A 20,174-nucleotide genomic window follows, 5' to 3' on the forward strand; every position below is an offset into this window, starting at 1 on the left:
AAAAATAAGTTTTCTCAAAGTATTTACAATCTTTTGTGCTGAGTCGCCCAAAGCATCAGATGTTTTCTTTTTTATATGATTACTTGATAGGTAATGGGTAATGGATATTCCCAATTACTCACTACCAATTTTTTTCATCTAATGAGCTTGTGAGTTTCAGTCGGGGTTTGTCTTGAGAAATCGCTCCTCTTGGGCAAAGCCCAAGACCGCGTTTCTCGCTAAATCCCCGTCTGAAAATGTCTTTCATTTTGAATTTTGTGAGCGCAGCGTCTCGTAGAGAGCGTCATTTTGAATTGTTAAGATTCTTCTTCCTCTTCTTCAGCAGTTGGATATACAAATGTAGAACGTCCAGTCAAAATTGATTTGCCCAGAGACAGGGCTTTTTGAGCTTCGACGACAGCTTTGTGTCTCCAGGTAGCTCGGCGTTTATCTCGTTTTGATTTTGAAGTTTTCTTCTTAGGAACAGCCATTTCAGCAGATATCGCGATTCTTGACAACCTTCTTATTCTAGGCCATCCACTGACGCGAAGGACAACAGTTGAGTTAGGAATTAAGTAAGTCGGGTTAAAAGTTACGTGGGACATGGAAACTTTGTATCTCTCTGAGAAAAAGTTCGAGCCAAGCCTTTCTTGGCTCGAACTTCTCTCTGTGTCTGGCTAAACCCGTCATTTTTTAGTTGGCGCACCACCAGTTGCGGGAACTGTATTAGAGTTATTTTCAAAGAAAAGTAGCGATCGCGCAGTTTTAAAGTAAGTAGCCCAATTTTGAGCATCGGGGCGCGATCGCCATTGTGGACGACTGACATCTAATGCCAGAACTGGTGCGATCGCGCCATCATTTTGTACGGAAACAATAATGGAAACATCTGTCACCAAGATATCTTGGTCGAAGCTCCTTTGAGCAGCTGCCCTTGCAGCCGCTTCCGCCCTTCTGAGAACGGTTTCATAGTTTTCTCCTGGCAGACGGTCGATAGCTAGATCAACTCTAGCGGTGTAAGCTCGCACAACCTGCGGTGCGATCGCTTCCATCAAAAACCACGCAGGGACAGTAGATATAAGCAAAACTACTAAAGGAATTATCCGGATTCTTCTGGCAATTTGGCTAATAACTGAAAAGGGAGTGATCCATGATGGTAGGTGAGCAGAAATCTTGCTCATGACCTTCTATCTCCTTAATGATGATCTGTTATTGAAATTAGGTAAAAGGTATTTTCCGGCTAATTAACGTAATAAAAATTACATTCTAACTGAAGATTCAATTAGAATCTCCCTAGACTATAAGACACAGGTTAGCTTTGTTTTTTGGGCAAAGCCAACCGCAATTTTAAGACCAGCAAACAATAACTGACAAAGAGCGGGATGGCAAATTACTGGGCGATCGCGATTGGCATCAATCAATATCAGTTATTTCAACCTTTAAGTTGTGCCCAAGCGGATGCTGAGGCACTAGACGATTTTTTGGTGACAGAGGCAGGTTTTCTCCCCGAACACTGTTTAGTCATGACAGATACTTCGCCACCGATTGGGGATAGGTCAACTTACCCGACGAAGGAGAATATTTTGCTGCTACTTGAAGATTTGGCAGCAAGAAGTTGGCAACCAGAAGACTATCTGTGGTTATTCTTTAGCGGTTATGGAGTCAACTACAAGGGCAAAGATTACTTAATGCCAGCAGAGGGCAACCCCGAACTAGTACAAGAGACTGGCATAGAATTGCGATCGCTGATGCAAAGTCTGCAACTTGCTGACTTAAATGTACTGCTACTACTCGATATCAACCGTGCTTTTGGCACTCAAGCAGATGCTCCCGTTGGTGAAGAAACCATAGAACTAGCCCAAGAGCTACAACTCGCAACAATTCTTTCTTGCCAACCAGAGCAATTTTCCCATGAAAGTAGCGAATTAGGTCACGGATTCTTTACAGCAGCTTTGTTAGAAGCTTTGGGTTCTGGTAATGGTAGCAACTTGGCAGATTTAGAAAGCTACCTCAGCCTGATTGTGCCAAAATTATGTCACCACCACTGGCGTCCTGTCCAAAACCCTGCCACTATTATCCCATCAAGACAGCAAGTAATCTTGCCAGAATTGGCAGTAGAAAGCGACTTTCAAGCAGAACCGGTAATTTATCCTGAAGAATCTTTTGCTGTAGCCCTTGCAGCTCCTCCCCTCGATGATTCCTCTAGAACTTCGGCAGATCGGGGCAGACGAGGAGAAGCTACTGTGAAATCTTCCCAACAGTTGAAAAGTCAAAAAGTCCAGGAGTCAAGTGGCAGCTTAGTTTCCCAGCCAATGGCGGAAACTTCTTTAGGAGTTAGTACCAGAGGAAGATTTATCCCCAATTCCTCCAAAGGTTATGTCTCGCGATTGCCAGCGAATCAGCCAAGCATCCCTTTTTGGAAACAGTTTATCTTATGGGGCGGAGGCAGCTTGCTGGTAGCAGGTTTAATCGCTGTAGTTTTTCTCCGTAATCAAGAAACTTTTAGAATTAAGCAAATATCAAGCACATCACCTAATACTAATGTTAGCGATCGCCAGGTGATCGAGAATTTACCAAGCGTTGGTACTCCAGCAGTTAGACTCAAAAATCAATCTAGCGCCCAAATAGTCTCTAATTCCGAGTCAAAAAAACGGAATCAAGCAGTATTAGACCTGGCAAAAATGTCGCTCAGACAAACTCAGGCGAGTGATTTGAGTATGGCGATCGCTACAGCCCGAAAAATTCAATCGGGTGAACCACTGTACGAACAAGCTCAAGAGAATATTCAGATTTGGAGCCAGATGATTTTAGATTTAGCAGAAGGTCGAGCTAAACAAAGACAGTATGCCAGCGCTATTGCTGCTGCTCGATTAATCACCAAAGACGAAGCCCCCTACGCCAAAGCACAAGCAGCAATTAATCTGTGGCGGCTAGAGGGTAAACAGTATGTGAGTAACAAAACTCTTTTAGATGCGGCTAATGCCTTAATTAAGTCTGAACAGGCATCTACCTATAATCGGGCAATTGAAGTCGCCAAGAAAGTACCAGCCGATCAACCAGGCTTCGATGCAGCCCAGAAATCGATCAATAAATGGAGTGAGAAAATTTTAGACCTGGCCAAGCGTCGCGCCGCCGAAGGAGATCGTAATGCCGCAATTGCGACCGCTGCTTTAGTGCCAGAGGAAACAGCCGCTTATGAAGATGCTCAGGATGCCATTCAAAAATGGCAAAAGAAATAGTAAACAAATAATAAAAAATGGTTATGAGTTAGGAATTAGGAGTTATATTATTGATCCCCGACCTTTTAATCATGACTCCTAACTTTTTCCTCAGCGTTCATATCTCAGTATTAGCAGTACTGCGATACATCTTCGCCACACTCGTCGGCTAGATAGCACAACGCTCGGAAACGTAAACCAACCACTTCTTCATATAAGGGGTTGAGCTTGCACATGGGTGGGATGTGAAACAAGGTCTTCCCAAATAATTTGACATCGCGCTCAAAGGGGCATTGAGATGGAATCACTTTGCACAAACGGTGAGCTAGTTGCCGATCGCGGACTTGAATGCTTTCTACTCGCTGCCGTAGGGGTTGGAGAATATCCCAGTAGGGCTTGGAAGGAGAATGGTTAAGCTGGGTTACTTTATGGTCAGTAGTCTCTGCTTGATTGATTGATACCCAGCTTGCCAGAAAAATCTTTTTGGTGGTATTGTCGAATACCTTCATGGTTAACCCTCTGTGTTATTGAGGCTATTCACCTTTTTGATGAATATATACAACGTGGCAACGAACTTTCCCGGAAAAATCGCGTTCTGACTGCGATATAATGTAATACCTAATTAGCCACTTAAGTCAGAACCTAATTTATTACTACGTCAAGTTAATCGCAATTTTCTGGGGATCGGTAGTGTAATATTACGATCTTGTTCATAACTTGACACAGTTTAAATTTTAGTAAAGACATCCGTCATTGGATAGGTTTTAGTGTAACATTTACAAACCTTAATATAAGGTCTTTCTGAAAGTATTTTTGCTAAGTATAAACATCAGTAATACCCTAGAAGGCTTTTTTCCTCTCCGTGTTCCCACTTTCTCACGTAAGTGTGTCCTGTTCATTGATAGCTGAATGCCGTAGAAGCACTGATTTTAATCGAGTAGAATCGATTGCATTTCACAAAACTTAGGTTGGCAGTGGCAATTTGAGAGTGATATAGTCTCAGAATATTCGTAGGTTGGGTTTCGCAAAGCCTCAACCCAACTGACACATTTTTATTTTTTAGAAAAAACCTACGCAGTATTGCAACCTATCCTATGCAGGATTTTTTAGGCGTAGACGCGTAGCGGCTTATCATTAGACATTACTGCCGATGATATTGAGTGTTAATCGCAGTCCTCTAGGTTAATTGAGGGCGATCGCTCTATCAAAGGCAATCGTACTTAACTTTCTCTGAGGTATCAAACAGCAGGTTTTTTTGCTTTATCTAACATAGTCGCTAATAGCTTTTCACGCTCAAGAGACGAACCGTCAAATCCTGTAACCTTTCCAAATGAGTCATCTACAATCTTTTTTTTCCCTTGATAGATATGGACATGGATGCCCATTTCCTGGGGTAGCTGGCTAGTCCAGAGAACGGCTGGTGTCGATGACCATACCTTGATCTGACAGTCCTGGTAGTCTCTCAGGTCTAAAGTGCGATCGCTCTCAACAAAGTTTGGGTTTTTTGTGAGTTTGTTTGCTAATTCATTGAGGGGACTACTAACGATAGGTGTCTTTGACCAGTTAGAATCAACACCGCAGTTGCCGCAAAAATGTTTTTTGTGTGGATTTCTAGCAAAGTCACCAAGGTCTAAATGTGGGTGCTGGCATCTGTTACAGTAGAGTGTCCCCAGAGGCAGGTTGTTAATCAATGCTTCTAGATATGCTAGTGCTGAGGGTGGAGCAATGACAACTCTTTGTATATTTATCAGTGCATTACCAAATAATGGTGACGATTCACAGGACTTTATCACTACAGATGGGAAGTTACCATCTATACTCTTTTTGCCCTGCAATTGAGGTCTGATATGTACATGAATTAAAACGCCATTAATATCAGGTTCATCTGTAGTGTTAATTGCAGTTGGTAGTGCTGCCCAAATACCTATTCCTCCTGCATAATCATCTGGATTAATCACCAACGGATTTTTTGTGTAATGCATAGGCTGGGTGGAGTTTGAGCATCTTATACCCTCATCACCTTGAACTGCCTGTTGCAAATCAGCTTTGACTCCCCAGTGTACTTGATGGGTGCGACACCACCAGCGCTCTGCCCCGTTACGAAACTTGCCACATGGAACTATATCACAGGGGAGGATTACGCCACTACCGCTATCTTCCTCTGGGAACTTTCCTATAACTCTTTCACTAAATGGCACGGCATTACCTAAAGTCCTGTCCTCCGCCCACACAACTGCAAACTCTTCAGTCATGTCATTGAGTGGCCTGGCTAGTTCTTGTTCTTCTACCCCCAATACCTTAATTATTTTATTTTCGCCCTTCTTCTTTTCAGGGCTATAACCCTCCTCAACTAGATGTAAATAAGTAATATTATTTTTAAGTACACGCTTGATACGCATATCCAACCCTTTGTTTAAAACAGTTTCCGTATATGAATCATGCCAGAATGAAGCAAGTTAGTGAAAAAATTAACCCTAAGCTGAAAACACCTGCTGGGCTGTCAGGGTTAATTCTGGGAATGTTTGAGAAACAATCCGTTGGTCTTCGATAAACACAGTTTGCTTGTAACTGCTCTGATTTGGCAAACACACAATTATTTTATTTTCCAGAGGATCAACAATCCAATACTCGACCACACCCATCGCCGCATACTCAGAGGTTTTTTGGTTATAGTCTCTATCAATAGATTCAGGGCTTACCACTTCAACTAAGAGAGGTGGAGCAGTTTTGAGGATAGCCGAGGTAGTCTCAATACTTTTTGCCTGTTCATTGGTGTTTTAGTCATACCCATAATAAAAGACTCTATCTCACGCCAAAGCGCAAAGACGTTCAGAAAAACTCTGCGTCTTTGCGCTTCTGTGTGAGATTTTTATCTTACAGCTATTTTCAGGTAAATAGACCACGCGGTAGGGGCACAGCGAAACGGGCGGTTAGAAACCGCGTCTACACAAACAAAAGCTACCGATCCTGGGTTTCAAAACCTTGATTTGACCTTAGTCCGCGGAGGCGGACTTTGCCTGTGTAGCCGCGAATGACCTTCGCCAGGGCAAAAGTAGACACTGTAAATTCTCTATGATGCTACTTGAGCAGCAGTCCGAGTGCGCCGTCTTCTCCCATCAGCAACTTTTACAGGTGGCTCATCAGGGATTTGCATCAACAAAGTCACAGATGGCTGACATTGCAATTCCCGACGGATGGAACGTTGCAATTCTCGTTCTAAAGTACCTTGCAATCCACCCCAGTCTATATCTGCTGCTTCACCGCCAGGAGCAAATTCTGACCAGCGCACAGTGAGGATTTCTTCAATGCGTTGTTTTACCCAAGTTTGTAACAGCGATCGCTCTACACTTGTTACTACACCCCGCAGGTGAGTTTCTGGTTTCGCCAACAGTTTACCATTCCAATCAATGGCAGCTGCGATCGTGATAATGCCTTCTGAAGCCATGCGTTGCCGTTCTTGCAGGACTTTAGCACTTACCATACCCGAACTAGTAGTATCCACCAATTCGATACCAGATGGCACTTTACCAGCGACGCGAATAGCATCTTCAGTCAGTTCGACAATATCACCATTCTGAATAATGATCATATTTTCTGCGGGAATGCCCATACTCTGAGCCGTTTCTGCGTGCTTCACTAGCATCCGATGTTCGCCGTGAAATGGCACAAAGAATTTCGGTCGAGTTAAGGCAATCATCAGCTTTTGTTCTTCCTGACAGCCGTGACCAGAGACGTGAATCCCTTTATCCCGACCATAGACCACTTTTGCACCTTGAATCATCAATTTATCAATGGTGTTGACTACAGCGATGGTATTTCCGGGAATTGGGTTAGCAGAGAATACTACCGTATCTCCTTCGCGGATTTTAATGTGAGGATGTTCTTTGTTAGCAATACGAGTCATTGCTGCCATCGTTTCACCCTGAGAACCTGTAGTTAAAACCAGTACTCTTTCATCTGGTAGATTGCGGACGGCGTGCAATGGTTGCAGCAGATTATCTTCACACTTGATGTAACCTAAATTGCGGGCATGAGCAATCAAGTTCAGCATGGAACGCCCCACAACTGTCACTACACGATTCTGCTTCTTGGCGATATCCAAAATCATGTTGATGCGATGGACGCTAGAAGCAAAGGTAGTGACAAATAGTCGTCCTGTCGCTTGACTAAATACTCTCTCCAGATTGGGATAAACTGAACGTTCTGAAGGTGTAAATCCTGGTATCTCGGCGTTAGTGGAATCACTTAAAAGGCACAGAACGCCTTTTTCTCCATGTTCTGCTAGACGTTGCAAGTCAAACTTTTCACCATCTACTGGGGTATGGTCAATTTTGAAATCCCCTGTGTGAATGACTACACCAAGGGGAGTATGAATGGCAACAGTGAAACTATCAGCGATGGAGTGGGTATTGCGGATATATTCAACTAAAAAGTTTTTGCCAATCCGTACCACATCACGTGGTAGAACTGTTCTGATTTCGGTGCGATCGCGGACTCCTGCTTCTTCTAATTTACCCTCTAGCATTGCCATTGCTAATCTGGGCCCATAAATTACGGGGATATCAAATTGCTTGAGATGAAAAGCAATCCCGCCAATATGGTCTTCATGACCGTGAGTAACGATCATCCCTTTAATTTTGTGGCGATTTTCTCGCAGATAGGTCGTATCTGGTAAAACAATATTTACTCCATGCATCGCCTCTGTGGGAAAAGCCAATCCCGCATCTAACAGGATAATTTCATCATCATACTCAAAAAGACAGGTATTTTTCCCAATTTCATGCAAACCGCCCAAAGGAATAATTTTCAAGGCGGAATTATTAGCTTCGTTTTTAGCCATTTTCTCCTGAGATTGTTACTTGTGGTTAATTAAGTTGATAGTTAACGAACTTGCATTTAAGACATCATCTGTCTCTTAAGTCAGTCTGAAAGCAATCAAGTTTTAATTGAAGATTTCAATTTTTTATTCAATAAAATCGACTGTACACTCAAGGATTCATAGTATATCTATCAGTCCTAGCACAGGTTTTTAAATTGCAACTTATGAACAATTATGATTGTTGTTTATATGTATCTTTGGTAAGGAAGTAGATTACCAATGCTTAACTAGTTGGTGGCTAGATTAAACTAAGTTCTTTCAGAACCGCTTCTAATTTTTGACTGACTTCTACATCAGCTTCACATAGCGGCGGACGAGTTGAACCAACCTCCCAACCTTGAAGTTTCAGTGCTTTTTTCACTGGAATGGGATTTGAAGTGAGAAATAGGGCTTTAAACAACGGGAACAGTTGGAGATGAATGTCGCTTGCTACCTCAATTTTTCCGGCACTAAAAGCTTGGATCATCTGCTGTAGTTGGTTTCCTACCAGATGAGAAGCTACACTTACCACACCCTTTGCCCCGATCGCTAACAAGGGCAAAGTCATGTAATCATCACCAGAATAGATGTGGAATTCTTTTGGTGTCAAGCGACGAATTTCGCTTGCCTGATCTATACTACCAGTGGATTCTTTAATCCCGACAATATTGTTAACCTCAGCTAACCGGGCAACTGTTTCTGGCTGAAGGTTTTGTCCGGTACGACCGGGGACATTATATAACAACAATGGTAAGTCGGGACAGGCTTGTGCTATCGCCTTAAAGTGCGCTTCCAATCCCGCTTGTGGCGGTTTGTTGTAATAAGGAACAACTTGTAAGGAACCATGTACTCCTATTTTAGACGCTTTTTGGGTAGCTGCGATCGCTTCTTTGGTGGAATTTGATCCACAACCTGCGATGACCTTGGCTTTTCCGGCCACGGACTGCAATACCTCGACAAACAACTGGTATTCTTCATCCCAACTTAGTGTTGGGGATTCTCCTGTTGTGCCGCACATCACCAATGTATCTGTACCGTTGTTAGCTAGATGCGCCGCCAGTTCTGCCGCTACATCATAGTTGACACTACCATCTGCTTTAAATGGCGTAATCATAGCGGTTAAAACATTGCCAAAATCTCCCACCCTTTTTTCACTCCTGATTACCCATGTTTTTATATCTTGGTGGTTCTCTATTGTAATAACCTATCTGCAAATTGCTTTCAAGTGTCATTAGTTCTTTGTCACTTGTCCTTCGTCCTTTGTCCTTTGTCCTTTGTTGCTTAACCAATGACAAAGGACTAATGACCAATGACCAATGACTAATGACTAATAGCTAATGGTTTGAGTATATTTTTCTCTACTAACAACTCAGCGATTTGTATTGCATTTAACGCTGCGCCTTTGCGGATTTGGTCGCCACACAACCATAATTCCAAGCCACAAGGATGAGAAATATCCTGACGAATTCTTCCCACTAGAACTTCATCTTGACCTGTTGCTTCAATTGGCATCGGAAAATGATTAGTTCCCCAATCTTCCACCAATTTGACTCCAGGGGAGGAATTTAGAATTTCTCTGGCTTCCTTCGCACTAAAGGGAGTCTCAAATTCTAAATTAATGGCTTCTGAGTGGGCGCGGAGTACGGGAACCCGTATACAGGTCGCAGTGATTCTGATTTGCTGCGTGCCAAATATTTTTCGGGTTTCGTTGACCATTTTCATTTCTTCCTCACAATAACCCAAATCGTTTAATGGGGAGTTATGGGGGAATAAATTAAATGCCAATGGGTAAGGCAATATTTCGGCAACTGGTGGCTGTCCTTGTAGTATAGCGCTTGTTTGGGTTTTGACTTCTGCCATTGCTCTAGCACCAGCACCACTAGCCGATTGGTAGGTTGCAGCGACGATGCGTTGCACTGGTTTAACTTTGTGTAATGGCCAGACTGCCACAGCCATTAAAATCGTTGTGCAGTTGGGGTTAGCAATAATGCCTTGGTGATGCGCTGCGGCTTGGGGATTCACCTCTGGCACTACTAAGGGAACTTCCGGGTTCATCCGAAAAGCGCTGGAGTTGTCAATTAGCACTGCGCCCTTTTCCACGGCAATTGCTGCCCAAGTTTTGGATGTGGAACCACCTGCACTAGCTAGTACTATATCGACATTTTCAAAGGCGCGATCGCTAACTGGCTCTATTGGTATATTTTCCCCTTTAAAGCGTAGCGATCGCCCGACACTCCGCTCTGATGCCAATAACTTCAAGTCAGCAACCGGAAAGTTACGGTTTTCTAATAATTCTAGCAACTCAGTGCCAACTGCACCAGTCGCTCCCAAAATAGCTAAACGATAGGATTTCGACAAACTTGCTTCCTCCTTTAAGAGACTTATCTGCAATTTATTGGAACAATTGACAATTTTTATATAATTAGCGATCGCAGTCTACAAATAGATTTTGAATAGATTTAGATTTTTCTCTAATTTACTCTGTTTTTATATATTTAATACATTTATTCGCTTGGCTCTTTAATAAGTTAAGTGATGTTGCATTTTACAACAATGGACATCCATTTCTTTCATCGATTTTAACTATATATTATTATACAACAAACTGCCATTTAGCAGAAAAATGAAGATATCTGCACTTAGACGTTTAACAGGTATCTCACCTATAAGTTAAGGCAAGAAACGTCTTGGCTACAAAGTTGTTTACCAAGATGATGAATATACTACTAAGATCGAAATGCACGAAGCCTAGCTAGCTATGCGCTTAAGTAACAGATACGCTGTCGTACCATAACTTAAAAATGGCTAGACTCAATACTATAACTTTAACTTGGGGCACTAACCACTCGTTGAGAACCAGGATATCACGGCATTAGCCCACTGAATAATTAATTCCTGAGAGTAAGAGGGGAGTCGGGAGTGGAGGAATAATGAGGGAGCAGGGGAAGATAGAGAATAACCAATGCCCAATGCCCCATTAACCAAATTGTTATGAAAGTAAAATGTCAAGTCCTTGATAATTGGCAGTAAACTGGATCTTTGCCCCAGGACAAACATCCATCCTTGGATGTCACAAGACCTTTTGGCAAACTCCCATTACCCCTAAGAGACATCAAGCCATAAACGCAAACAATTATTTTATTGCGTTTTGTGTGTACTCGGAGTATAAAATACCAGAAAACTAGAGACAAAGCATGAAAGTCACCCAGGAAAAACTTCCCGCCAGCCAAATTGGCCTGGAAATAGAGATTACGCCGGAAATTACCAAGCAAACTTACGAACAGGTCATTAAAAACTTGGCGAGTACTGCCAATATTCCTGGGTTTCGTAAAGGCAAAGTGCCTCGGCCGATATTACTACAACGGCTGGGTACAACTCGAATCAAAGCAGCGGCGCTGGAAGAACTAATTCAAGATGGCATTGAGCAAGCAGTCAAACAAGAAGCCATCCCAGCAATCGGTCAGCCGCAATTGCGCTCCTCTTTTGAGGATTTGATTAATAATTATGAACCGGGAAAACCCCTGACGATTTCGGCTGCTGTCGATGTAGAACCAGAAGTGAATCTAGTACAGTACACTGATTTGCAAGCTAAGGCTGAAGAAGTCAAGTTTGATCCAGAGCGAGTAGAAAACACTCTAGATAAAGAACGTCAAGAATTGGCGACATTGATTCCTGTGGAAGGACGTGCAGCCCAAATTGGCGATATTGCCGTAGTTGATTTTAAAGGTTCATTCGCCAGAGCTGAGGGCGAAGATGAAGCAGCAGAACTAGAACCGATTCCTGGAGCCGAAGCAACTGATTTTCAAGTTGAGTTGCAGGAAGATAAATTTATTCCAGGCTTTATTTCGGGAATCGTCGGGATGAATCCTGAAGAAACCAAAGAAATTGCGGCACAGTTCCCAACTCCTTATGCTAATGAAGATTTAGCGGGAAAAGCGGCAACTTTCACCGTGACGCTCAAAGAACTGAAGGAAAAGGAACTACCAGAAGTAAATGACGATTTCGCCCAAGAAGTCAGTGATTTTGAAACCTTAGAGGAGTTACGCGCTTCTTTGGTAGAGCGATATCAAAAAGAGGCGGACGAGAAAACAAAAACCAATAAGCAGGAAGCCTTGTTAACGGAATTGCTCAAGCACGTAGAAGTTGACTTACCAGCAACATTGATTGAGCAAGAAGTGGATGCAATGCTAACCCAAACAGCAATCCGGCTGTCTCAGCAGGGATTGGATGTGAGAAAGTTGTTTACCCAAGATATTATTCCGCAATTGCGGGAGCGATCGCGTACTGAAGCAATTGAACGCATCACTCGTTCCTTATCCTTGCGGGAAATCGGCAAACGCGAATCTATCGAGACAACACCAGAAGAAATCGCAGCCAGAGTCAAAGAGCTTTTGGAGCAATATCCAGAAGAACAGGACGTTGATGAAGATAAACTGCGCTCAATCGTGGAAAACGAACTGTTAACCGAAAAAATCATCGATTGGCTCTTAGAACATTCCTCAATTGAACTTGTACCGGAAGGTTCCTTAAGTCCCGCAGAGGAAACGGAAGACGCGGAATCAGATGGCGATGCTGATGCACCTCAGACTGAGGAAGAAAACAGCGAAACTTCCACAGAAGTCACAGAAGGATAATCAAAAATCCCACAGCCATGAATTCACCAGTTCTGAGTTAAAGTACTGGTGAAATGGGTAAGGTAAGAGAGATGAGGAAGCGGGGGAGCAGGGAGCAGGGGGATAAATAACCAATGCCCAATGCCCAATGCCCCATGACAAATAATTAAAGAATTAATGAATTTTCGGCAAATAGTGACACCGGTTATCGCCTGAGCTTGATACTGTGTTACACGAGAGGAAATTATATGAGGCATAATGGTTAACACGTAGCTTATACAAATTCCATTGGTTGAAAAGGCAGCATCGGCTGCTGAAACATTTGTCCTAAATTATCGTCACAGAAAGCTTGTATGCTTGAATCGCAGTCGGGAAATTCCCCAATCAGCAACTTCAGTCGAATAAACATTAACTCCCAGTTGAGCAGCCCTAGCAACATCGTACCGATGGTTATAGAGCAATCCGGTATGGGAGAAAGGGCTTTCGACATCTACTCCCGCCTGCTGCGAGAGCGGATTATCTTTTTAGGAACACCAATAGATGATGCCGTAGCCAACTCAATTGTGGCTCAGTTGTTATTCCTAGACGCCGAAGACTCAGAAAAAGACATCCAACTGTATGTTAATTCTCCTGGTGGCTCCGTCTACGCAGGGATGGCAATCTATGATACAATACAGCAAATTCGCCCTGATGTTGTTACCATTTGTTTTGGATTAGCCGCGAGCATGGGGGCATTTTTGTTGACAGCAGGAGCTGCCGGTAAGCGAATGTCTCTGCCCGACTCCCGGATTATGATTCACCAACCACTTGGTGGCGCTCAAGGTCAAGCCATTGACATTGAAATTCAAGCCAGAGAAATTCTTTACGTTAAGGCTAAGTTGAATCAGTTAATGGCTCACCATACTGGTCAACCCTTAGAAAGAATTGAAGCAGATACTGAGCGCGACTTTTTTATGTCAGCTGAAGAGGCAAAAAACTACGGTTTGATTGATCAGGTCATTTCCAGGCAAAATCTTCCCGTAGCAGGGGAAAACGTCACCATTCTGAAATAAGAGGCTGGTATGGTTAAGTACGACTCCCATTTAAAATGTTCATTTTGTGGCAAGTCTCAAGAGCAGGTGCGTAAATTAATCGCGGGGCCGGGAGTCTACATCTGCGATGAATGCGTTGACTTGTGTAATGAAATACTAGACGAGGAGTTGCTCGATACCAGTGGTGCGGCAGCACAACCAGCACCAAGAGCAGAGCCAACTGAAAAACGGCGTACCCACTCTGCTAGTATTTCGTTTAATCAAATACCCAAGCCAAGAGAGATTAAAAAATATCTAGACGAACACGTTATTGGTCAAGACGAAGCCAAGAAAGTGCTGTCAGTCGCAGTTTATAATCACTACAAGCGACTGGCGGTGATTCAGTCTAAAGCCAGTGGCAAACCTGGGGCGGATGATGCTATAGAACTGCAAAAGTCCAACATTTTATTAATTGGCCCGACTGGTTGCGGCAAAACTCTCTTAGCCCAAACCCTAGCGAAAATCTTGGATGTACCCTTTGCCGTCGCCGATGCGACGACGCTGACGGAAGCGGGGTATGTGGGAGAAGATGTAGAAAATATCTTGCTGCGACTGTTGCAGGTGGCAGATTTAGATATAGAGGAAGCGCAACGGGGAATTATCTATATTGACGAAATTGACAAAATTGCTCGTAAGAGTGAGAACACGTCAATTACCCGCGATGTTTCTGGCGAAGGCGTGCAGCAAGCCTTGCTGAAAATGTTAGAGGGAACGATCGCTAATGTACCACCCCAAGGAGGGCGCAAGCATCCCTATCAAGACTGCATCCAGATTGATACAAGTAATATTTTGTTCGTCTGTGGTGGTGCCTTCGTGGGCTTAGACAAGATTGTAGATCAGAGAGTTGGCAAAAAAGCAATCGGCTTTGTGCAACCGGGAGAAGGCCAATCGAAAGAGAAACGAGCAGCAGATACTCTTCGCCATCTAGAACCGGATGATTTAGTAAAATTTGGCCTGATTCCAGAATTTATTGGGCGGATGCCAATGGTAGCAGTAGTAGATCCGCTAGATGAAGAAGCGCTGATGGCGATTCTGACTCAACCACGCAGCGCCTTAGTGAAGCAGTACCAAAAGCTGCTGAAGATGGATAATGTCCAATTAGATTTTAAAGCAGATGCTTTACGAGCTATCGCTCAAGAAGCCTACCGCCGTAAAACTGGTGCGAGAGCATTACGTGGTATTGTCGAAGAATTGATGTTGGATGTAATGTATGAATTACCATCCCGTAAGGATGTGACACGCTGTACAGTTACAAGGGAAATGGTCGAGAAGCGATCGACTGCTGAACTGATAATACATCCATCTTCATTACCGAAGCCAGAATCAGCTTAATAGTCATTAGTCATTGGTCATTAGTCATTGGTCAAAAAATAAGGAATAATAACCATATACCAGGGACTAATGACATACTGACAAAGGACAAATGACTAATGCCTTATATTAACGTTCGTGGCGTTGAGCATTACTACGAATGGGTGAAAAAACCATCCGGTTCTTTGGTAAAACCAGTGATGGTTTTCATTCACGGTTGGGCTGGTTCGGCTAGGTATTGGCAAAATACTGCTAATGCTTTATCAGAACAATTTGATTGTTTACTCTACGATTTGCGCGGATTTGGCCGTTCTCGTGGGAAGCCAACCATCGCCCAGGTAAGTGAAGCTGTTGCTGAATCTGAGTCCCCACAGGAAGAATCAGAGGCAATCAGAGAGTTAACCTATGAGTTAGAGGAATATGCTGATGATTTGGCAGCTTTGCTAGATGGGTTACATATTCAGCGTGTTTATATTCATGCTCATTCAATGGGTGCTTCTGTTGCCACTTTATTTTTTAACCGCTATCCCCAACGAGTTGAACGAGGAATTTTAACTTGTAGCGGCATTTTCGAGTACGATGAAAAATCCTTTAGTGCCTTTCATAAATTCGGTGGCTATGTAGTGAAATTCCGTCCCAAGTGGTTAGGCAAAATTCCATTTGTTGACCGAATGTTTATGGCCAGATTTTTATATAGTTCCATACCACATTCTGAGCGGCAAGCTTTTTTGCAAGATTTTCTCGAAGCAGATTATGATGCAGCTTTAGGAACAATTTTTACTTCAGTCAGTAAGGCTCAAGCTGAAGTGATGCCGCAAGAGTTTGCTAAGTTGACAGTACCGACTTTACTCGTGGCGGGGGAGTATGACAAGATTATTCCAGCTGAGATGGGTCGTCAAGCAGCTGCACTGAGCGACAAAGTGGAATTTGTGATGATTCCCAACACAGCGCACTTCCCAATGTTGGAAGATGTACCAACTTATCTGCAACGGGTACAAGAGTTTTTGCAAATTAACACGCCAGAGCCACAGCTGGGTTAACTGATTTTTCGGATAGCCTGCACAAATTCAGCAACAGCGTCGTATTGGTCAGGATGCTCGATATATTGTAGCAACAAAGCTGGGTCTAAATTCGGAAAGAAACCACTACGATGTACTTCCTCATATTCGCCAATCCCATTTAAACGGAATATTTTTATCTGGTCAGATTTCCAGAACCAAACTTCAGGCACTTTCTTGGGTTTGTATAATTCTTTTCGGTTAATAGTGCCACTAGTAACAATAACTTCAATAACAATGTCGGGAGTTTCTTTATTGCTGCCAATGCAGTAAGATTCATCTGGTGTACCAGAAGCATATCCAGGTTCTTCCAAAGTAAAGCCACCACGACCGTAAAACCGGATTCCTAACTCTCTCATGTAAGCTTCTAACAAGTATCCAAGAGTTGTTTTCACTTCCTCGTGTTTTTCACCTATGGGGGACATAATTTCTAATATTCCTGACAAATAAGAGAGTCGGACATTGCGGTTGTCCTTTAGCTGTGCCTCAATAGCTTTGAATTCCTCCCATGAAACATCGGCAACGGTCACTAGTTTCTCTTGTATGGGGTAGTCCAGAAGTGGGATACTCATATCGCCTCTCAACAGTTTCAGATATACATCTACTTGATTGCTTCCAGCAAACCAATGTAGGGTTGCATTTCCACAATCATAATACTGAGTTATTTGCTAGGTATGTCCGCTTATGCCATTCTTACATCTCTTCATTACCCTTTAAATTAACTCAAACCTAGTTCTCGTTTTAGCAAGTTAATCGAGTTAGCACCGATATAATTTTCAACCTTAATCAGCTTTGGTGGACGAATAATATCTTCATCAGATGCTTGCACGGCTGCTTGCACTGCCGCAAAACTAGCTTGGTCGCTGATGATTACCTCAGCCCGTTTAACCATTGCCTGGAGTTTATAAGCATCTTTTGGTTGCGAAGTCATCACCAATAGTTCATCCCCCCGCAAACCGTGGAGAATGACTTCTGCTGCTCTTGCAATCCCGGAACTGAGGCTAACTATGCCTACACAGTTTTCTTTTGGTAGGGTTTTCAAGATGCTGAGTTCTTTGCTGTAGTCGTAGATATCGAGAGGAATTACCCGTGCAGCTTTTGGAGCTGCGATCGCTTCCACATTACTGATAAAATATCGACTGGTGACTACTGTCGCAGAGGTAGTTTTATCTAGCACAGCTGTTAATTCTTCCATTGCTACCAGCTGGACTGGTATTTTTAGCGATCGCTCTAATTCATACACCATCAACTCACCAGCACCCATATCATAAGATGGCACTGCAACCAGTACCCGCGCACTACAACGCAAGCGCCAGTCTATTTCCGCTAAAAATAGCTCTCTAGCTTGATTCAGTGAACATCCTTGGGAGAGCAACTCATCAAGTGCTTGCTGGACAACTTGATATGTATTAGGATTTTGCTTGAGAATTGGTGATTGCAGCCTACTACCGCCCTCATGACCTTGGGCACGAACATAAATACCCGAACCAGCCATACTTTCAACAAATCCATCTTCCTCTAGTTGACGGTAAACCTTACTTATGGTATTGCGGTGTAACCCCGTTTGCATTGCCAACGCGCGTGTGCTTGGTAATTTATAAGCAGGGGGATATTGTCGAGAAGCGATCGCAAATCGGATTTGATTAAACAGCTGGGTTGATGCGGGAATTTCGCTGTCTGGCTGAATACGGAATTGAATCATCACCAAACCTCCTAATGCTAAGTGCTGTTAGCGGTAGCGGGGCGTTTAGCCCGTGCTGAGTTTTGAGTGCTGAGGTTTGAGTATTAAGTGTTGCTTGCCTACTCAGCACTTTTAACTCAGCACTCTTTCAGTGTACAGATGTATTTGCTACATCATAAATATGTTTATTTACATATAAAGTTTTTCTGATACAAATTTTTAATGCGCTCACTATTGGTAATTGATCATTTAATTAGAAAAAAGCTAGGCATACTGGCATAGTTATATCAAATAAACACACGGCTAATCACACGGCACTGGTAAAAATTATTATGACAGAGCAAGCAACAATTACCACAACGGTTAATCTTTTGCAAGATAATATTCAAGTGTCTGCAAATCTTGCGGAACCAAAAGAATCTGGTTCTTATCCAGGAGTCGTTGTATTACAAGAGATTTTTGGTGTTAACGTTCACATTCGGGAAGTTACAGAACGGATTGCCCGACTTGGGTATGTAGCGATTGCGCCTGCCCTTTTTCAACGGATTGCTCCTGGATTTGAAACCGGATACACACCCGAAGACATTGAAACGGGCAGAAATTACGCTATGCAAACTCAAGCTTCAGAGTTATTGAGCGATATTCAACTAGCAATTGACTACCTCAAAAATCTGCCCCAAGTCAAAAAAGATGGTTTTGGCTGTATTGGCTTCTGCTTTGGCGGTCATGTCGCATATCTTGCAGCCACCTTGCCAGATATTAAAGCTACGGCTTCTTTCTATGGTGCTGGAGTTACCACTCGCACGCCGGGAGGTGTAGCTCCTACTGTCACCCGTACCAGAGAAATCACAGGTACTCTCTATGCCTTTTTTGGTACAGAAGATGCTAGCATCCCAAGCGAACAAGTAGATGAGGTTGAAGCAGAGTTAGAAAAATATAAAATTCCTCATCGTGTGTTTCGCTACGATGGAGCTGATCACGGATTTTTCTGTAACCACCGTGCCAGTTATAATCCTAAAGCTGCGGACGATGCTTGGGAGCAAGTAAAACAACTCTTTAGTCAACTGAACTGAAGCATACGCAGCCAAGTTTGTCATTAGTCATTAGTGAACAACATAAGGACAAATGACAAATGACAATTTAAACTTCAGTTGCACCATATCAAATAACAACTAATCTTCAAAAGTCATGAATTCCGAATCGAAACTTTCTCAAACAGCCAATTCGCCCTTTACAATGGACGATTTTGCCAAAGCACTAGAAAAACACGACTACCAATTTCAAAAAGGACAGGTTGTACATGGCAAAGTGTTCCAACTTGACCATGATGGCGCTTATGTGGATATTGGTGGCAAGTCGTCAGCTTTTCTGCCGCGCGATGAGGCTTCTTTGAGAGCAGTTACCGATTTATCGGAGGTGCTGCCATTGCAAGAGGAAATGCAGTTTTTGATTATCCGAGATCAAGATGCAGAAGGTCAAGTGACCCTTTCTCGAAAGCAGTTGGAAATTCAGCACATCTGGGAACGATTGGCCGAAATGCAGGAGAATGCTCAAACTGTACAAGTACGGGTTACGGGTGTGAATAAAGGTGGTGTAACCGTCGATATTCTTTCTTTGCGGGGATTTATCCCGCGATCGCACCTGGCAGAGCGTGATAATTTAGAAGCACTCAAAGGTCAAAATCTGACTGTGGGTTTTTTGGAAATTAATCGCAATACCAACAAACTCATCCTTTCCCAACGTTTAGCAACTCGTTCTAGCAACTTCAGTTTATTAGAACTCGGTCAACTGGTGGAAGGTAAAGTTACTGGCATCAAACCTTTTGGTGTATTTGTCGATTTAAGTGGGATGAGCGCCTTACTTCATATCAAGCAGGTAAGCCAGAAATTCATTGATTCTTTAGAAAAAGTCTTTCAAGTTGGCCAGCCAATTAAAGCTGTAATTATCGACTTGGATGAAGGTAAAGGGCGAGTTGCTCTTTCTACCAGAGTTTTGGAAAACTTTCCTGGTGAAGTGCTAGAGAATTTCGATGAGGTGATGGCTTCGGCTGAAGCGCGTGCTAATAGAGCTAATAACAAAGCTTCTGAATAGTTTTGAGGATAGCGACAACAGTCAGATTTGATTTGTGAGAAATTGTAACCCGCATATCCCCGACTTCTTTAAAAAGTCGGGGATATTTTTTTTTACGAATGATTCAGGATTGCTATATAGCGGTTCTCGTTTGGATGCATACACAATAGGGCACAGCATTGCTCATTGGTGTCAACTTAACGTGAAAGCAAGTCTAGAACTAGCTTTTAGATTCCCTCGTTCCCAGTCTCCGACTGGGAATGCTTGTCTTTGAAGCTCCGCCTCTCTTTACTGGCGGCAGAGCCACCTTTAAAACCTC

17 protein-coding genes are annotated in these 20,174 nt (G+C 43.1%); 7 read left to right on the top strand and 10 right to left on the bottom strand.

Translation table 11 applies throughout. The annotated features are described in order from the left end of the window. Positions 1-296: 296 nt before the first annotated feature. Together rpmF and V7L07_RS30485 are read right to left on the bottom strand one after the other, a co-directional pair. On the bottom strand, positions 297-470 hold the full coding sequence (gene rpmF / locus V7L07_RS30480) for a 50S ribosomal protein L32 (RefSeq protein ID WP_012407602.1): 174 nt from the start codon (positions 468-470) through the stop codon (positions 297-299). Positions 471-665: 195 nt separating this feature from the next. Then, a complete protein-coding gene (locus tag V7L07_RS30485; RefSeq protein ID WP_335063075.1) occupies positions 666-1,157 on the bottom strand; it encodes a hypothetical protein in 492 nt (163 codons plus the stop codon). Positions 1,158-1,358: 201 nt separating this feature from the next. Here V7L07_RS30485 and V7L07_RS30490 point away from each other — a divergent pair, with 201 nt between their 5' ends. After that, complete coding sequence (locus tag V7L07_RS30490) at positions 1,359-3,215, top strand: caspase family protein (protein ID WP_335063077.1); 1,857 nt, start codon at positions 1,359-1,361, stop codon at positions 3,213-3,215. Positions 3,216-3,325: 110 nt separating this feature from the next. Here the strand turns inward: V7L07_RS30490 and V7L07_RS30495 are convergent, their stop codons facing one another. The 6 genes from V7L07_RS30495 to V7L07_RS30520 form a co-directional block, all read right to left on the bottom strand. Continuing rightward, entirely contained in the window at positions 3,326-3,703 is a 378-nt protein-coding gene (locus tag V7L07_RS30495) for a Mo-dependent nitrogenase C-terminal domain-containing protein (protein ID WP_335063079.1), read from the bottom strand. A gap of 729 nt (positions 3,704-4,432) precedes the next feature. Next, a complete protein-coding gene (locus V7L07_RS30500) occupies positions 4,433-5,593 on the bottom strand; it encodes a hypothetical protein (protein ID WP_335063081.1) in 1,161 nt (386 codons plus the stop codon). A gap of 75 nt (positions 5,594-5,668) precedes the next feature. Further along, positions 5,669-5,947, bottom strand: a complete 279-nt coding sequence (locus tag V7L07_RS30505; RefSeq protein WP_335063204.1) for a Uma2 family endonuclease — start codon at positions 5,945-5,947, stop codon at positions 5,669-5,671. A gap of 317 nt (positions 5,948-6,264) precedes the next feature. Next, positions 6,265-8,034 carry a ribonuclease J gene (locus V7L07_RS30510; protein WP_335063083.1) on the bottom strand — a complete coding sequence of 590 codons (1,770 nt, stop codon included), beginning with the start codon at positions 8,032-8,034 and terminating at the stop codon, positions 6,265-6,267. A gap of 277 nt (positions 8,035-8,311) precedes the next feature. Next, positions 8,312-9,196, bottom strand: a complete 885-nt coding sequence (gene dapA / locus V7L07_RS30515) for a 4-hydroxy-tetrahydrodipicolinate synthase (RefSeq protein ID WP_335063085.1) — start codon at positions 9,194-9,196, stop codon at positions 8,312-8,314. Positions 9,197-9,372: 176 nt separating this feature from the next. Continuing rightward, positions 9,373-10,410, bottom strand: a complete 1,038-nt coding sequence (locus V7L07_RS30520) for an aspartate-semialdehyde dehydrogenase (RefSeq protein ID WP_335063087.1) — start codon at positions 10,408-10,410, stop codon at positions 9,373-9,375. An 836-nt stretch (positions 10,411-11,246) separates the two neighbouring features. Between V7L07_RS30520 and tig the strand changes: the two genes are divergently transcribed. From tig to V7L07_RS30540, 4 genes are all read left to right on the top strand, one after another. Continuing rightward, positions 11,247-12,686: a trigger factor gene (tig, locus tag V7L07_RS30525; protein ID WP_335063089.1), complete on the top strand. Its 1,440-nt coding sequence runs from the start codon at positions 11,247-11,249 to the stop codon at positions 12,684-12,686. Between the two features lie 332 nt (positions 12,687-13,018). After that, on the top strand, positions 13,019-13,717 hold the full coding sequence (clpP, locus tag V7L07_RS30530; protein ID WP_335063091.1) for an ATP-dependent Clp endopeptidase proteolytic subunit ClpP: 699 nt from the start codon (positions 13,019-13,021) through the stop codon (positions 13,715-13,717). Between the two features lie 9 nt (positions 13,718-13,726). Then, on the top strand, positions 13,727-15,067 hold the full coding sequence (gene clpX, locus V7L07_RS30535) for an ATP-dependent protease ATP-binding subunit ClpX (protein ID WP_335063093.1): 1,341 nt from the start codon (positions 13,727-13,729) through the stop codon (positions 15,065-15,067). Positions 15,068-15,165: 98 nt separating this feature from the next. After that, positions 15,166-16,086, top strand: a complete 921-nt coding sequence (locus V7L07_RS30540; protein WP_335063095.1) for an alpha/beta fold hydrolase — start codon at positions 15,166-15,168, stop codon at positions 16,084-16,086. Here the strand turns inward: V7L07_RS30540 and V7L07_RS30545 are convergent. Both V7L07_RS30545 and V7L07_RS30550 read right to left on the bottom strand, forming a co-directional pair. Further along, on the bottom strand, positions 16,083-16,676 hold the full coding sequence (locus tag V7L07_RS30545) for a Uma2 family endonuclease (RefSeq protein ID WP_335063097.1): 594 nt from the start codon (positions 16,674-16,676) through the stop codon (positions 16,083-16,085). The two genes, V7L07_RS30540 and V7L07_RS30545, sit on opposite strands and share 4 nt — an antisense overlap. Positions 16,677-16,822: 146 nt before the next feature. Continuing rightward, positions 16,823-17,806 (bottom strand): GntR family transcriptional regulator, encoded by a 984-nt coding sequence (locus V7L07_RS30550; RefSeq protein WP_334775437.1) that lies wholly within the window; start codon positions 17,804-17,806, stop codon positions 16,823-16,825. A 311-nt stretch (positions 17,807-18,117) separates the two neighbouring features. Here V7L07_RS30550 and V7L07_RS30555 point away from each other — a divergent pair, with 311 nt between their 5' ends. Together V7L07_RS30555 and V7L07_RS30560 are read left to right on the top strand one after the other, a co-directional pair. Then, complete coding sequence (locus tag V7L07_RS30555; protein WP_335063099.1) at positions 18,118-18,858, top strand: dienelactone hydrolase family protein; 741 nt, start codon at positions 18,118-18,120, stop codon at positions 18,856-18,858. 115 nt (positions 18,859-18,973) lie between these two features. After that, positions 18,974-19,876: a S1 RNA-binding domain-containing protein gene (locus V7L07_RS30560; RefSeq protein ID WP_334775435.1), complete on the top strand. Its 903-nt coding sequence runs from the start codon at positions 18,974-18,976 to the stop codon at positions 19,874-19,876. Positions 19,877-20,174: the final 298 nt, after the last annotated feature.

The sequence above is a fragment of the Nostoc sp. genome, from assembly GCF_036916985.1.
Taxonomy (GTDB): Bacteria; Cyanobacteriota; Cyanobacteriia; order Cyanobacteriales; family Nostocaceae; genus Nostoc.